Source organism: Roseibium sp., from assembly GCF_048261595.1.
Lineage (GTDB): Bacteria > Pseudomonadota > Alphaproteobacteria > Rhizobiales > Stappiaceae > Roseibium.
In genome coordinates this window covers 75,820-91,462 of sequence record NZ_JBLXFW010000006.1, presented here as the reverse complement: position 1 = coordinate 91,462, position 15,643 = coordinate 75,820, and the positions used below count along the sequence as shown (strand labels likewise).

General features: G+C 58.7%; 13 protein-coding genes. 9 read left to right on the top strand and 4 right to left on the bottom strand.

Annotated elements, in window-relative coordinates; genetic code table 11:
- Window positions 1-19 precede the first annotated feature (19 nt).
- Genes lpxD through ACN0SY_RS17610 form a run of 6 tightly spaced genes read left to right on the top strand, consistent with a single transcriptional unit; the run spans window position 20 to window position 5,082 of the window.
- Window positions 20-1,057, top strand: a complete 1,038-nt coding sequence (lpxD, locus tag ACN0SY_RS17635; RefSeq protein ID WP_417689487.1) for a UDP-3-O-(3-hydroxymyristoyl)glucosamine N-acyltransferase — start codon at window positions 20-22, stop codon at window positions 1,055-1,057.
- Window positions 1,058-1,112: 55 nt separating this feature from the next.
- On the top strand, window positions 1,113-1,577 hold the full coding sequence (fabZ, locus tag ACN0SY_RS17630; RefSeq protein ID WP_417689485.1) for a 3-hydroxyacyl-ACP dehydratase FabZ: 465 nt from the start codon (window positions 1,113-1,115) through the stop codon (window positions 1,575-1,577).
- Window positions 1,578-1,584: 7 nt separating this feature from the next.
- The gene (gene lpxA / locus ACN0SY_RS17625) at window positions 1,585-2,379 is read left to right on the top strand and encodes an acyl-ACP--UDP-N-acetylglucosamine O-acyltransferase (RefSeq protein WP_417689483.1); all 795 of its coding nucleotides are present in this window, start codon (window positions 1,585-1,587) and stop codon (window positions 2,377-2,379) included.
- 8 nt (window positions 2,380-2,387) lie between these two features.
- Window positions 2,388-3,299 (top strand): LpxI family protein, encoded by a 912-nt coding sequence (locus ACN0SY_RS17620; RefSeq protein ID WP_417689481.1) that lies wholly within the window; start codon window positions 2,388-2,390, stop codon window positions 3,297-3,299.
- Window positions 3,296-4,531, top strand: coding sequence for a lipid-A-disaccharide synthase (gene lpxB, locus ACN0SY_RS17615; protein WP_417689479.1), 1,236 nt, complete (start codon window positions 3,296-3,298; stop codon window positions 4,529-4,531). The genes ACN0SY_RS17620 and lpxB overlap by 4 nt, the downstream gene beginning before the upstream one ends.
- Window positions 4,532-4,587: 56 nt before the next feature.
- A complete protein-coding gene (locus ACN0SY_RS17610; protein WP_417689477.1) occupies window positions 4,588-5,082 on the top strand; it encodes a GNAT family N-acetyltransferase in 495 nt (164 codons plus the stop codon).
- Window positions 5,083-5,144: 62 nt separating this feature from the next.
- Here the strand turns inward: ACN0SY_RS17610 and gltA are convergent, their stop codons facing one another.
- Together gltA and gltX are read right to left on the bottom strand one after the other, a co-directional pair.
- Window positions 5,145-6,434 (bottom strand): citrate synthase, encoded by a 1,290-nt coding sequence (gene gltA, locus ACN0SY_RS17605; RefSeq protein WP_417689475.1) that lies wholly within the window; start codon window positions 6,432-6,434, stop codon window positions 5,145-5,147.
- A 228-nt stretch (window positions 6,435-6,662) separates the two neighbouring features.
- Window positions 6,663-8,087 carry a glutamate--tRNA ligase gene (gene gltX / locus ACN0SY_RS17600; protein ID WP_417689473.1) on the bottom strand — a complete coding sequence of 475 codons (1,425 nt, stop codon included), beginning with the start codon at window positions 8,085-8,087 and terminating at the stop codon, window positions 6,663-6,665.
- Window positions 8,088-8,426: 339 nt separating this feature from the next.
- Here gltX and ACN0SY_RS17595 point away from each other — a divergent pair, with 339 nt between their 5' ends.
- Complete coding sequence (locus ACN0SY_RS17595) at window positions 8,427-10,616, top strand: ComEC/Rec2 family competence protein (protein WP_417689472.1); 2,190 nt, start codon at window positions 8,427-8,429, stop codon at window positions 10,614-10,616.
- Window positions 10,617-10,880: 264 nt separating this feature from the next.
- On the opposite strand, the gene lexA is transcribed toward ACN0SY_RS17595, so the two are convergent.
- Window positions 10,881-11,591 carry a transcriptional repressor LexA gene (lexA, locus tag ACN0SY_RS17590; RefSeq protein WP_417689470.1) on the bottom strand — a complete coding sequence of 237 codons (711 nt, stop codon included), beginning with the start codon at window positions 11,589-11,591 and terminating at the stop codon, window positions 10,881-10,883.
- A 356-nt stretch (window positions 11,592-11,947) separates the two neighbouring features.
- Window positions 11,948-12,451, bottom strand: coding sequence for a helix-turn-helix domain-containing protein (locus ACN0SY_RS17585; RefSeq protein ID WP_417689468.1), 504 nt, complete (start codon window positions 12,449-12,451; stop codon window positions 11,948-11,950).
- A 264-nt stretch (window positions 12,452-12,715) separates the two neighbouring features.
- On the opposite strand from ACN0SY_RS17585, the gene ACN0SY_RS17580 reads away from it, so the two are divergent.
- Entirely contained in the window at window positions 12,716-14,734 is a 2,019-nt protein-coding gene (locus tag ACN0SY_RS17580; RefSeq protein WP_417689466.1) for a hypothetical protein, read from the top strand.
- On the top strand, window positions 14,728-15,495 hold the full coding sequence (locus ACN0SY_RS17575; RefSeq protein ID WP_417689464.1) for an AAA family ATPase: 768 nt from the start codon (window positions 14,728-14,730) through the stop codon (window positions 15,493-15,495). The genes ACN0SY_RS17580 and ACN0SY_RS17575 overlap by 7 nt, the downstream gene beginning before the upstream one ends.
- The last annotated feature ends 148 nt before the right edge of the window (window positions 15,496-15,643 follow it).

Sequence of the window (15,643 nt, the reverse complement as noted above, 5' to 3'; positions counted from 1 at the left end):
TTTTTATTGGAAGATGAGCATGACCGATCCCGTATTTTTTCCCGCGCCCGCACCCGTCTCTCTGTCGGAGATTGCCGAGTGGGCTGCTGCGGAGATTGTCAGGGGTGACGCAGCTCTGGAAATCACCGGGGTCGCTCCGGTAGAAGATGCCGTACCCGGGTCTTTGGTGTTTTTCGACAATACGGCTTATCTCGACAAGCTTGCCGAGACCAAGGCTGCCGGGGTGCTGATTGGGCGGAAGCACAAGGACAAGGTGCCTGAAGGGACCGCAGTTCTTGTCTGCAAGGAACCCTATCGATCCTGGGCCATGGTTCTGGCAAGGCTCTATCCCGAGGCGATGGTCCCAAAGTCTGCGGAAGCGACAGGCATTCACGCTCGTGCAATCGTCGATCCATCGGCAGCGCTGGAAGACGGTGTTGTCGTGGAGGCTGGTGCAGTCATCGGTGCCGGCGTCGAAGTCGGAGCAGGCACCGTGGTACGTGCGAATGCGGTGATCGGAGAGGGCGTACGGATTGGTCGCAATGGCGTTGTCGGCGCGAACAGCTCCGTTCAGCACGCGTTGATCGGCGACCGTGTCTACATCCACCCGGGCGTCTGCATTGGTCAGGACGGTTTTGGATATGCGATGGGACCTGGAGGGCACCTGAAGGTGCCTCAGATCGGCCGCGTCATCATTCAGGACAATGTTGAGATCGGTGCAAACACGACGATCGACCGGGGCGCGAACCGGGATACGGTGATCGGCGAGGGAACCAAGATCGACAATCAGGTTCAGGTCGGCCACAACGTTGTCATCGGGCGCCATTGCGTGATCGTCTCTCAGGTCGGCCTGTCCGGCAGCTGTACGCTGGAGGACTATGTTGCCATTGGCGGGCAGACCGGTGTGCGTGGACACGTGCGGATCGGAATGGGCGCGCAGATTGCCGGCGTCAGCATCGTCAATGACGATGTCCCGGCGGGGGGAAGATACGGTGGAACTCCGGCCAAGCCGGTCAAGCAATGGTTCCGCGAACTGGCTGCGATCCGCAAGCTTGCGGAACGCGGCAATGATTCATGAAGATCGCTCGGCGATCGTGACAAATTGAGGCGCATTCGGCGTCGAGGGGCTTGAGATGGAAGAAGCTGAAAAGAAAACTCTGGGCACTGCCGACATCATGCGGATCATGGAGTTGCTTCCGCATCGCTATCCGTTCCTGCTGATCGACAAGATCATCGAGATCGACGGCGACAGCAGCGCGATCGGCATCAAGAACGTGACGATCAACGAGCCGCATTTCACCGGACACTTCCCGAGCCGGCCGGTTTTCCCGGGTGTGCTCCTGATCGAGGCAATGGCACAGACTGCCGGGGCTATTTGCGTGGATTCCCGCGGCAATGACGGCCCGCCATCGCTGGTCTATTTCATGACCATAGACAATGCAAAGTTCCGCAAGCCCGTTGTTCCGGGGGATCAGGTCCACTTCCACGTGACGAAGACCAAGCAGCGCTCGAACATCTGGAAGTTTGACGCGGTTGCCAAGGTTGATGGCCAGAAGGTCGCCGAGGCCGAGATCAGCGCCATGCTTGTGGACGCGTGAGGATTTGATGGCAAATATTCATCCCACAGCGATTGTCGAGGACGGTGCCCGGATCGCTGAAGGTTGCGAGATCGGCCCTTACTGTGTCATTGGGCCGAAAGTGACGCTTGGAGCAGGTGTCAGGCTTGAAGCACATGTAGCCGTTGCCGGTCGCACGACCATCGGCGCAGGCACCCATATCTTTCCGTTCGCATCGATCGGCCATCAGCCGCAGGATCTTAAATACGCCGGTGAGGACACTGCTCTGGAGATCGGTGAGAACAACCAGATCCGTGAGCATGTGACCATGAACCCGGGTACCGCGGGCGGCGGTGGCATTACCCGCGTCGGCAGCAACTGCCTGTTCATGATGGGCTCGCATGTCGGCCATGACTGTATTGTCGGCAACCATGCGATCCTCGCCAACAATGCGACGCTTGCCGGTCACGTCGAACTTGCCGACTTTGTCATTCTGGGCGGTTTGAGTGCAGTGCGCCAGTGGAGCCGTATCGGCACGGGTGCCATTGTAGGCGGAATGACCGGTGTCGAATTCGACGTCATTCCCTTCGGATCTGTCATTGGCGACCGGGCGCGTCTCGCCGGGCTGAACCTCGTGGGTCTCAAGCGCAAGAACTTCCCGCGCGAGCAGATCCATGCCTTGCGCGCCGCCTACCGCGAGCTCTTCGAGAGCGAAGAGGGAACCTTGCGCGAGCGTGCCGAAAAGGTTGCCGCGGAAAGTGCCAATGAGCCATTGGTGAAGACTGTTACGGACTTCATCCTGGAGAAGGAAAACCGCCGGTTCTGCACCCCGCGCGGGGAGTGACGGAAGTGGTGGCCAGCGGATCGACGATTGCCGAAGAGCTCCTGGCATTGGGCGCCGACAACTCGGCGCCTGTTGCCGTCATATCGGGCAACGGATCCATCCCGCTTCAGGTGTTGACCGCATTGGAGCGCCGGGGCCGCGCGGCTTGCGTGATCGCCATACGCGGCGAGGCGGACTCCAAAGTGCTGGAGCGAGCCGATACCGTTCTTGGATGGGGTGAGATCGGACGGCTTTACAAGTTTCTTGGCCAGCGCGCCTGCCGGGAAGTCGTGTTGATCGGGGGCGTCTCAAAGCGTCCAGATTTCACCTCGATCGTTGGCGATCTCGGAACGCTCAGACGTCTGCCGCGTATCCTGAAGGCCCTTCTTGGTGGCGATGACAGCCTCCTCACCAAGGTCATTGGCCTGTTCGAAGAGGAGGGGTTCCAGGTGGTTGGTATCAACGATGTGGCTCCGGAGATTCTGGCGAGTGAGGGACCGCTCGGCAAGGTTGGACCAAGCGAAGCGGCAAAAGCCGACATGGCGCTCGCGCTTGAGGCAACACGGCGCCTTGGAGACCTGGATATAGGGCAGGCGGCCGTTGCGCTTGGAGGGCGCGTCATTGCAATGGAAGGGGCAGAGGGAACCGATGCCATGCTCCAGCGCTGCGCCGAACTTTTGAAGAGCGGCCGCGTGCGCGCCAAGGGCCGCTGTGGTGTGCTGGTAAAGACCGTGAAGCCGGGTCAGGACCTGCGGGTCGATCTGCCGACCATCGGCCCGAAGACGGTGGAACTTGCTGTCGCTGCCGGGCTCGAGGGAATTGCGGTCGAAGCGGGCGGCGCGCTGATCGCTGAGCGGCAGGCAACAATTTCGGCAGCCGACAGTGCCGGTCTGTTTCTTTTTGGTCTGGTATCGGAACAGGGGCAGGGGCGTCAGCCGTGACGGAGGCAGGGCCCGGAGATTTCGGTACTGATGGCAAGGCACCGAAGATCGCGCTCGTCGTTGGTGAGGAGTCCGGCGACTTCCTTGGTGCGGCACTGATGGCATCGCTCAAGGCGAAACTGCCCGGCGAGACACAGTTTTGTGGCGTTGCCGGCGCGCGGATGATGGCCGAGGGGATGACTAGCCTGTTCGACATCGCGGATACATCCGTGATGGGGCTCACCGCTGTGCTCAAGCGATTACCCCTGATCATCAGACGCGTGCATGAGACGGTGGATTTCGTTGTCTCGGAAAACCCCGATGTGCTCATCATCATCGACAGTCCTGACTTCACCCACGCGGTTGCCAAGCGGGTTCGTAAACGGGCCCCGCATATTCCGATTGTCGGCTATGTGTCACCGTCCGTCTGGGCGTGGCGCTCAGGCCGTGCGCGCAAGATGAAAGCCTACGTGGACGAACTGCTTGCGCTGTTGCCATTCGAACCGGGGGTGCACGCCCGTCTTGGCGGACCCAGGACACATTACGTCGGTCATCCACTGATCGAGCGCCTTGACGACCTGCGGCCTCAGGTCGGCGAGCGGAAGGATCTCTCTGAGAGGAAGCCGGTGCTTCTGGTATTGCCTGGCAGTCGAGGCAGTGAGATCGAGCGTCTCCTGCCGGTGTTCGGAGAAACCGTTGCTCAGATCGCGGCGGCACGGCCGGAGGTTGATTTCGTGCTGCCGGCGGTCGCTCATCTGGCAGAACGTATTGAGGCGCAAACCCAAAGCTGGCCGGTGCGGCCTACGATCGTTCGTGGGGAGGAGGCAAAGCAGGCTGCCTTCCGGAGTGCGAATGCTGCGCTTGCAGCATCGGGAACGGTTACGCTCCAGCTTGCAATCTCCGGTGTTCCCATGGTCGTTGCCTATAAGGTCGACTGGTTCATGCGTCGTATCAAGGACCTCAACAAGGTCTTCCCGATATCGTCGCTGACGTCGTTCGTGCTTCCGAACATCATCCTTGGCCGCAAGCTCATTCCGGAATTCCTCGACGAAGAGGTGACCAGCGAGCGTCTTGCCGGGGAAACGCTGAAGCTCCTGAATGACAGCCCTGAGCGCCGGACACAAGTTTCCGGATTGAGCGAGCTCGACAAGGCAATGCGTTTGCCTGACGGCAAATCCCAGAGCGAGGCGGCTGCGGACGTCGTGCTGGAGGTTCTCGGACGAGATCGCGCAGGGCAGACCTATTCGTCTTGAGCCTGTCCAGGAGGTCGGGGCAATGTTGTTCGCCTCTTCTCTAGCAGGTTTCTTTCATGATCATTCCCAAACTTGAAACCGAGCGCCTGATCCTGCGCCCGCAAACCCATGACGACTGGCCGGCTTACCGGGAGCTGATGATGTCGGAGCGCGCCAAGGGTATGGGAGGTCCGCACGCGGAATCCTTCGCCTGGGGCATGTTCTGCCACGATCTGGTTCAATGGCAGCTGTTTGAGGTCGGAGCATTGATGGTCGACTACAAGACGACCGGGCGCTGTGTCGGGCAGGCAGGCATCAATTCAGGGCCTCTGTTTCCCGAATACGAACTTGGCTGGTTCGTTTATGGCGAGGCTGAGGGCAAGGGTTACGCCTTCGAGGCCGCATCCGTTCTGAGAACCTGGGCTTTGAAGGAGCGGAAGCTTCCCACTCTGGTCAGTTATATTGATAAGGACAATCTGCGCTCACGCGCCTTGGCGGAGCGGCTCGGGGCGAGCGTGGATGTAACGGCAGAATCGCCAGATCCGGAAGATCTGGTCTATCGGCACTGGTAACACTTCCAGACGCAAAAAGGGCGCCCGCTGGGGCGCCCTTTGGCATACTCGGTTCGAGACGCTTAGCGCTGTTCGATCGGCGTGTAGTCGCGCTTGGTTGCGCCGGTGTAGAGCTGGCGCGGGCGACCGATACGCTGGGACGGATCTTCCACCATTTCCTTCCACTGTGCGATCCAGCCGACGGTACGGGCCAGAGCGAACAGCACGGTGAACATGGTGGTCGGGAAACCGAGCGCACGCAGCGTGATGCCGGAGTAGAAGTCGATGTTCGGGTAGAGCTTCTTCTCGACGAAATACGGGTCGTTGAGGGCGATCTTTTCCAGTTCCATCGCAATGTCGAGGAGCGGATCGTCCTTGATGCCCAGTTCGCCCAGAACCTCGTGGCAGGTCTTCTGCATGATCTTGGCGCGCGGGTCGTAGTTCTTGTAGACCCGGTGACCGAAGCCCATGAGACGGAACGGATCGTTCTTGTCCTTGGCGCGTGCCACGAATTCCGGAATGCGGTCGACAGAGCCGATCTCGGACAGCATGTTGAGGGCCGCCTCGTTGGCGCCGCCGTGTGCCGGACCCCACAGGCAGGCAATCCCGGCTGCGATACAGGCGAACGGATTGGCACCGGAAGAACCGGCAAGGCGAACCGTCGAGGTCGAAGCGTTCTGCTCGTGGTCAGCATGGAGGATGAAGATACGGTCCATGGCGCGGGCCAGAACCGGGTTTACTTCATACTCTTCGCAAGGAACCGCAAAGCACATGCGCAGGAAGTTGGACGAGTAGTCCAGGTCGTTGCGCGGGTAAACGAACGGCTGACCGACATGGTACTTGTAGGCCATGGCAGCGATCGTCGGCATCTTCGCGATCATTCGCAGCGACGCGACCATGCGCTGATGCGGATCGGAGATGTCGGTGCTGTCGTGGTAGAAGGCGGAGAGAGCACCCACGGTGCCAACCATGATCGCCATCGGGTGGGCGTCGCGGCGGAAACCGGAGAAAAAGCGGCTCATCTGCTCGTGGATCATCGTGTGATAGGTCACACGCTGAACGAAGTCTTCCTTCTGGGATTTCGTCGGCAACTCGCCATACAGAAGCAGGTAGCAGGATTCCAGGAAGTCTCCGTGATCCGCAAGCTGCTCGATCGGGTAACCGCGATAAAGAAGCGTGCCCTCGTCACCATCGATGTAGGTGATCTTGGATTCGCAGGAAGCGGTAGACGTGAAACCCGGATCATAGGTGAACATGCCGGTGTCCTTGTACAAGGACGAGATGTTCACGACGGACGGGCCAATCGAACCTTCAAGAACGTTGAATTCGTGGTCGGAACCACCGACGTTCAGTTTGGCGTTGTTTTCGGCCATTCAGGAAACCCCCTTCTGTAAACTCCCTCACAATATCCAGACGGCTTTTCCGCGGTTCGTAATGGTCGAACGCGGTCCAGCGGGATGCTGCTGGAGGAATGGTCGCGCTTTGACTATCCCATTTGGTGCAGGGCCGCAAGCTGGGCTCCCTAACGCTTTGGTCAAAGGTCGTTGAAGCCTCTGAAATCGTTAAGGCACTGTAATGCTGCCCTGCATCAATATTTGTTGTCAGGCTGTCTGATCGGCAATGCGCGCGAGAGATTCTTCACGCCCCAGTGCGACCAGTACATCGTAGATGCCCGGGGAAGTGCCACGGCCGGTCAGAGCGGCGCGGATCGGTTGCGCGACCTTGCCCAGTTTCAGCTCCTTTTCCTCTGCATAGGCCTTCACAGCGACCTCGAGCGGCTCGGCCTCCCAGGCGGCGGTCCGTTCCAGCACCTCGTGGAGGTCCTTCAGAACCGCACGGGCCTCTCCGTCGAGGATCTTGGCGGCCTTTTCATCGCAGTCGAGCGGGCGTTGACGCCACAGGTAGCTGGCGCTTTCGGTGAGCTCCACCAGTGTCTTCGCACGCTCCTTGAGCCCGGGGAGGGCGCTCAGCGCCGTTGCCTCGTTGCCGCCTTGAGCCAACCAGGCCAGCACCGCATCACCGCCCTCGTTGTGGGCCAGGCAGGCTTTCCAATGCTGCATGAGTTCGGCATCGTCCGTCGAACGCATATAGTGCCCGTTCAGGTTCTCGAGCTTCTTGAAATCGAATCGGGCGGCAGACTGACCGACCGTGTCCATGTTGAACAGTTCGACCATCTGCTCCAGGGAGAAGATTTCTTCATCGCCATGGCTCCAGCCGAGGCGAACGAGATAGTTGCGCATGGCCTGGGGCAGGTAGCCCATGGCGCGATAGGCTTCCGCACCAGTCGCGCCGTGGCGCTTGGAGAGCTTTGCGCCATCGGGTCCGTGGATCAACGGGATATGCGCCATTTTCGGCACTTCCCAGCCCATGGCCTGGAAGATCAGCGTCTGGCGAGCCGCATTGGTCAGGTGGTCGACCCCGCGGATGATGTGGGTGATGCCCATGTCGTGATCGTCGACGACCACGGCAAGCATATAGGTCGGCGTGCCGTCGGAGCGCAGCAGGACGAGGTCGTCGAGATCCTTGTTCGGGATCACGACACGGCCCTGGACCATGTCGTCGACAACGGTTTCGCCGTCCTCGGGAGCCTTCAGGCGGATGACCGGGTCAACGCCGGCGGGAGCTTCCGATGCATCCCGGTCGCGCCAGGTGCCGTCATAACGGGGCGGCTTGCCTTCCGCGCGGGCCTTTTCGCGCATCGCGTCGAGTTCTTCCGGCGTCGAATAGCAGCGATAGGCCGTGCCGTTGGCCAACATCTGGTCGACCACTTCCTTGTGTCGCGCGACGCGCTCGAACTGCGAGATCGGTTCGCCGTCCCAGTCCAGGCCGAGCCATGTCAGGCCGTCGAGAATGGCGTCAACAGCCTCGTCGGTCGAACGAGCGCGATCCGTGTCCTCGATGCGTAGCAGCATCTTGCCGCCGTGATGCTTGGCAAAAAGCCAGTTGAACAGGGCTGTACGAGCACCGCCGATATGCAGGAAGCCTGTCGGCGAGGGAGCGAAACGGGTGACGATCTGATTGGCCATGGTGGTTTTGTGCTGTCTCTGCCAGAATGATGAGGGGGCATGCTGCCCAAGTTGGCGGCGTCTTACCATAGCCTTGGGAAAGTCCAAAGGGGCTGGAGGCGTTTCACCGTGGGGAACACGGAGCCTGGCTCTGCGCAACTGCAGGGCGAGACAGACAGGCGCAGGCACTCCCGCCCGGCCATCCGGCGACCGGATCCGGCAGATGAAGGGAGGGCAGGCGATGCGCATGATGACCTTCGCAAGCGAAGGATAGCGTTTCATGGCCTTCCCCTAATATTTCAGCGATCGTCTTCTTCTGCACGCCTTGGGGTGGCGCCGGGATTAGGGCAGGACAAGCGGGTGCGACCGACCGCGTTCAGGCCCGACGACAGGCGCTTGCTGAATTGCGCCTTCGCTTTCTCTGCAGGCATTCTCGGATATCTCAACCTTCCTGCGGAGCCGTCGCTGCCGGCGCTCGCTGCGCTTTTTATCTCGCTTGCCGGTTTCTGGTTTCACGCACACCGAAACGGCCGGGAGGCCTCGGTGCTGCTGATGACAGCAATGATCGCCGGGGGCGCCTTTGCCGGGTCACTGCGCACAACCCTGGTCGAGGCGCCAAAGCTTGGGGCGGCGGTGACAACGTCGGTGACCGGGAGGGTGATCGATCGCGAGGACGCACGTCGAGGTCCGCGCATTGTGCTCGAGGTTCACGATTTCGGGCAGTCGAGGGTGGGCGGGCAAGGAGACCGCGAGTTTCCGCATCGTGTACGTGTTGCCATCCCGGCGGCAAGTCAGGTGAAAACCGGCGACGTGATCGAGGCCAAGGTACGGCTTTTTCCGCCCGCTGGTCCGGTGCGGCCCGGCGGCTACGACTTTTCCTTCCGCGCCTATTTCGAAAAGATCGGTGCGACCGGTTTCACTTACGGGGCGCCGGAGATCCTGCGGCACAAGCAGTTGGCAGGCGTCGGACATTTCTCGCGCTGGCTGGATGATCTCAGGGGCAGTCTGTCTATCTCCATCGGGCAGTTACTTGGCGCTACCGATGCAGGAGCCCTTGCGATCGCCCTTCTGATCGGGGACAGGGCAGGCCTGTCGGAGGACACCGAAGAGGCGCTGCGGGCAGCCGGTCTGGCGCATGTGCTTGCGATTTCCGGGCTGCACATGGCGTTGTTCGCCGGAGGGGCGTTTTCAGGTGTGTTGCTGGTGCTGGGGTGTGTCGAGGCTGTTGCGCTGCGTTGGCCGACCCACAAGATCGCGGCGATCGTCGCTCTGGCCTCTGCGACTGCCTATCTGGCCATTTCCGGTGCGTCCATCGCGACCCAGCGGTCCTTCCTCATGATTGCGCTGGTCTTTCTTGGCATCCTGGTGTCGCGCAAGGGGCTGTCGCTGCATAGTGTGGCCCTGGCTGCCATGGTCTTGCTTGTTCTTGCACCCGAGAGGCTCGTGCATCCCGGGTTCCAGATGTCGTTTGCGGCGGTGATCTGTCTCATAGCAGTTTACCAGCGCTGGAGGGACCGGCAGCAAGCCGCCGGATGGAGCGACGACCGCTCTTCTCAGGCCTTGTGGTGGCGAGTGTTTCGCAAGAGCGCCGGGTTCGTTGCCGGACTTGCGGCAACGGCGCTCATCGCAGGCATCGCAACGGGTATCATCGGGGCCTATCACTTCGGCCGCTATGCGCCGCTCGGGCTTGTGGGGAATGTCCTGGCCATGCCGATCTTCTCGCTCATGGTTATGCCGATAGGGGTCCTTGCTCTCTTCCTGCTGCCGTTCGGGCTTGCCCTTTATCCATTGAAACTGATGGCGTTCGGGTTGGACATGCTGCTCGCGATTGCAAGGTGGACGGCCGAACTTGATCAGGGGCAGGGGTATCTGGTGCCTCCGTCGGGTGGTGTAACGCTGCTGATGGTCTCCGCGATGTTCGTTCTGGTCCTGTTTGGCTGGCGATCTCAGGCGATCATATCGCTCCCGATTTTATTGCTTGCGAGTTTCCTTCATGTGATGGGTCGGCCACCCGACATCCAGCTGTCGTCTGACGGTGTCGCCATCGCAGCACGAGATGAGCTTGGTCGGCTCAAGTTTTCTTCCGGGCGCGACAGCTTTGAGACTCAGATGTGGCTGCAAGCTGAGGGGGAGGGGCGCGCGGTCCCGGCAAGCCTCAAGATGGCGCGCGGGCAGCGCCTCTGCGACGGCGGTGGGTGCGTCGTAAAGGCCTGGCCAGCGGCAGGGGGACATGAAGGCCCAGTCCTCGTAGCCTTGCCCGAGACACCAGAGGCCATGGCGGCAGATTGCGATATTGCTGATATAATCGTTAGCGATTTGATCGCTCCAATTGAGTGTGGCGCAGGCTTTGTCGTTGACGGGGGCGTTCGTGCGCGCCATGGCGCGGTGGCTATATGGCTGAACGCCTTGCCCGGCCATAAACGGGATCAGGAAACGCGGGGCCGGCGCGGTGATGAGCGTGAAATGGAGCCGGTCGATCCAAAAGCGCTACCCTATGCAATTGAATGGAAAGGGGCGCTGTCCTTCCCGGCGCGTCCCTGGCATCGCTGATCGGTGGCTAAAAGGAGGCTGGCAACCGGGCTTTGCGCGTCAACGATCGAACGGAGGGTTTCGGCGGCCCGGAAAAGACCGGCCAGCGTGATGCGTGGATGGATACGTCGCGCTCTTCCGGACCGGATGCCTTGCACTTGGCCGAATTCTTTCAGAGCGGGAGGCTGAGGGGCGGCGAACAAAAAACGCGACCCGGAAGTCAAACCGGATCGCGCAAAAATTTCGAGGGCCTTGCCATGAGGCGAGGCGGCAGCAGCGCCTTGGTCAGTACTGGCGGAACAGTGCTACCAGACGACCTTGTACGCGAACACGGCCGGGGCCGAAAATGCGTGTCTCGTAGGCAGGGTTCGCCGCCTCGAGAGCAATCGAGGCGCCTTTCTTTCGCAGACGCTTGAGCGTCGCTTCCTCGTCATCGACAAGGGCAACCACGATGTCCCCGCTGTCAGCGGTGTCGGTCCGGCGGATGAGCACCGTATCGCCGTCGAGAATGCCGGCTTCAATCATGGAATCGCCACGGACTTCCAAAGCGTAGTGTTCGCCCCTGCCGATCAGCTCCGGCGGAACGGTGATCGAATGACTGTGGGTCTGGATCGCCTCGATCGGGACGCCGGCGGCGATGCGGCCCATCACGGGGATCTCATGCCCGGCCACTTCAATGACTGGCGGAGCTGCAACGGGCTCCGACTTGCCCTTTGATCCCTCGATGACCTCGGGTTCAAAGGTTCCGCGCGAGGGCGGTGTCGCAAGCCCGGGGGCGATGGAATCGGGCAGCCGGATCACTTCCATTGCGCGCGCCCGGTTGGGCAAGCGGCGAATGAAGCCCCGTTCTTCCAGCGCGGTGATCAGGCGATGAATCCCGGATTTGGAGCGAAGGTCGAGTGCATCCTTCATTTCATCAAATGAAGGGGGAACACCGGTTTCCTTCAGCCGCTCATGAATGAACATGAGAAGCTCGTATTGCTTGCGGGTTAGCATCCTGACCCTCTTTGCTGTTTTACAGCCTGGTACAAATCATGAACGTAGCTTAGCTGTTCTTATTGTGTTCCGCAAGCCTTAAGGAACGGTTGTCATGTTCGCTCGGTTATCTGTACTCGCCAGAATTAATCGGCAATGGAGCCGTCTTGTTTGGCCGTAATTAAGCGACACTCGATCCAATAAAACATTTGCAGATCAACGCGATGTCCAGAAATGGATTGCGGAACATGGGGTTCCGCAATGCCGTAGATTGCCGAATAATTCCGGAACATATTGAAAACATTTCGAATCTTGAGGCAGTCGAAAGGTCGATGAGCCGTAATCCGATTGGATTGCGGAACCCATTGCGGAACCCCTCAAGCTGACCCTTTAGGAAGAGGAGACGTTCGCAGGTCTATTTGAGCCAAAATGCGATCGACTTCTGGGAGTTGCCCGTTTTGCTGTTTCTTTTCAAGGGATGTGAGGATGTCGCCAACAGGGGCATCATACTCTTCGAAATATAGCAGCCGTCTAAACTCTTCGATGAGAATGGGAAGCACGTTACCAAGCGAAGCTACGGTGTGTACCGGGATTGGCTCGTCTAATCGGCTCAAGAATTTATGCAGGCAATATGTAGCCGCTGCATGAGATACCTGTTTTTCCTGCGCCTTACTAATACCCAGCAGGACTTCGCTTCGGGCGAAAACCGAACCGTATTTTTGGACGAGATCAGCCTCCACAGAAAACGGAATTGTGTCCCGTCTTCTCCAGTTGGCAATTGCTTGTTTGGAGCAACCTAGGTGTTCAGCGAGTTCTAGATCCGTTTTAACTCCGAACAACGACTTCATTCGCTCTATGTAAACTCGTACGGGTTCGCTCATTGATTTCTTGACAACGTATGAGTGTGAAGTCATAGACTACATAATGAAATCTATGAACACCGATTCTCAGCAGCCACTCCCAGGCCGTGAGCTCTTATTGCGAATTAGGGCGAGTTTTATCGCCCAAGGATCATCTTTGAACAAGTGGTGCCAAATCCACGGAGTAAACCGGGTTTGGGCCACTCATGCGCTAACCGGTGTTCGGAATGGTCCAGCCGCCCATGTGTTGCGCGAACGAATCCTCCAGGCGAGTTTGGAGCAGAAATGACAGTCTGGCTACCGGCAAGCAAAGTAGCCGCGGCAGGCGGTGTTTCAGATCGCCGGATCAGAGAGATTTGCAAGTCCATTCTGGAAAATGAGCAGCGGAGTTGGCATGGAAGCAGATTGATAATCAGAGTGGTTAAGGGCCGGGGAGGCAGAAGCGGCATCAACTATGAGATAGCGCTTGAAAGTCTGCCGAGCCATATCCAGCTGCGGTTTGAGTTTGAAAAACGGGAAACTTTCGACGGTCGAACCGCGGATTCTTGTCACAATAAACTTGCAGAGCGCAATTGGTGGCTAACGTTACTACAGCCAGTTATTGCAAAACCGAAGGGATCTTTGGAGCGTGGCGAGGCTATGCGGAAGCTCGCCCGAACCGAGACGTTCGATTGGAACGGCAGGCCTTTCCTACCGAGCTTCCGTCAGATCCAGCGTCGGTGCGCAGCATATGAACGGGAACAATCGATTTCCGCTCTGTCGCGCCAACGCCGCTCTGACCGTGGCCAGAAGCGGGTTGTTGTCTCACGTGTCTGGGACAATGCCGTGTCAGAGCGGTTTGACGATGCGCTGAAGCAGGAGATTGCCGCCGGTCTTCGCCAGCAGGTCCGGGGACTGATCAAGAGCGGGGCAACCGGCAAAATCGTGGCTGCTCTGGCCTCTGACTACCTGAAGAAGATTACGAGTGCCAATGGCTTCCGGCCGAATGATCCGAAGGTGCTCGATCGGATCTGTAAGTTTCCTCGGGCGCTCATTCGCTCCGAGCAGCATTATAAAAAGGTCTATCGCCACAAGCACGACCGGAAGGCAAGCGATGATGACCGGCCTCGGGTCAAGCGCACAACCGCGGGCATGGTTCCGATGGAATGCGTGGTGATGGATGTCCATCACATCAATGTTCTGCTTCGCCGGGAAAACGGTACGACGGCCACACCGAAACTTCTGGCCTTTATGGATATCGCCACCCGCCGGGTTTGGGCGGAACTTGTGTTTATCGAACACCGCGGCGGCGTGCGCAATTCAGATGTTATCGAGGCTTTTGTCGCCATGGCCCGGCATTCGGCCTTCGGCTTGCCGCAGACCCTTTATTGCGACAATGGCGCCGAATATCTCTTTGCAGATTTTCTAAACGACGCCATGCAGCTATTGCTTCCGGTACCTGGAGAACCGGGCAAGTCGCGGGTCATTCGGGCCTTGCCCTACAATGCTGCGGCCAAACCGATCGAAGCTTGGTTCGGTCACTTTGAGCAACAATTTTTGAAGACGTGTCAGGGCTACATCGGCGACAATCGGATGGACCCAAAGCGTCCGGCACTTGGAAAGTTGCCCAAGCCGTTTAATGGTGGTTTTGAGGCCTTTCAAAACTTCTTCAAAGGGCTTTTAAAAGCCTATGAAGTCTTGCCGCAATCAGGCGCTTTGAAGGGGAGGTCTCCAAGAGAGGCTTTTGAAGCCCATGTCAGAGAAGGCTGGGCGGCGACAATCATCGATCCCAATCAGCTGTATACCGTCTTCACCCGACCGGAGACCCGGAAGGTCAGGGAGCATGGCATCTCTGTTGGAGGGCGGAGATGGACCTGCGATGAACTGGATGCTTACTTTGAAGACACCATTACAGTCCATGTCCCCCAGTATCACGGCTACAACGCCTTAAGGCTGACTGGTCCCAGCGGTGAGTTCATCGGGATAGCCCGGCCAGAAGAGGAATTTGAGTTCCGAGATCCGCGTGGCGCGAAACGCTCCGCCGAACGGGTCAAGACGCGGAACAAGGCACTTCAACAAGCAGATAGGTCCGCTCCGACCCTCGATGTCGGTAGGGAGCTGCTTCAGCTTGGCAGACGTGTGCCTGATGTCGTTCCGAATGCCCCCCATGGAACGATCAGCGTCACAACTGAACCTACATGTGATCAGGCTTTTAAACCGGAATACGGCGAGCCGTTCAAAGAGACGGAAGAGGAAAAGCAGCGTAGGGAAATTGCTGCGGTGAGGGACACCTTTGTCAAATCGATAGGACGGGACAGATGCTAGAAGCGAAGAGCAGCAGGGACCGGAAACCAAAACACCGGTTCGTGGACATTGAGGCCAGCCGGGAAATCCGCAAGGCAATGGAAATCGCCAAGGATATTCCGCAATATCCGGTACTGATCAGCTCAAAGCCTGGTATGGGAAAAACGACGGCGCTCAAGCACCACGCAGAAGACAAGGGGACATTTTATTGCGAAGCGGGGCAGGCAAGCAAAAGCACCAAGGGGATGCTCAAGATGCTCATAGACGCTACGGGCTATTCCTCAGGTTATCAATACATCAAGGATTTGAGCGAAACGGCTATCGAACGGCTTTCGGTCGAGTATTTTGGTCCTATGATGATTATTGTCGATGAGGTGCAGACACTGGAGTTATCTGCCTTTAGGGAACTTCTGCGGTTACAGGAAATGTGCGGCTTTTCTCTTGTTCTGAGTGGCAACGATAGACGTCTAGCGCGGACCCGAATCCAGGATTCTGCGCTCGATCAGATCGTCAGCCGCCTAGGGCTTCGGGTGGAGCTCGGGGCTCCGACGGAAGAGGACTGCCGCAATATCGGCATTGATTTCGACGTGGAGGGAAAAGACGCCTACGACGCCCTGCGCAACTTCGGGCACCAGACATCCGTTCGTGATCTCGTACGGCTGCTGACGTTTGCCGAGCAGCTCAGAGGCGCGTCGGGCAGCATTCAGATGCATCACCTGAAAACGGCGTTCCTGACGATTTATGGAAGTAAGAAAGATTTGAAACTTTTGGCGGGCAGATGATCATACAGGTGTTGGGACGTTCAGCTGAGCGTGCGCAAAATGACACGAGATCGCGTGTCAGTGTAAGCTTCGTTTTTTTAAATTTGCAGCAGTTGATGTGACCGCACGTCCACAGTCGAAAGCGGTAGAGAGCTATTTGTGAATGGCG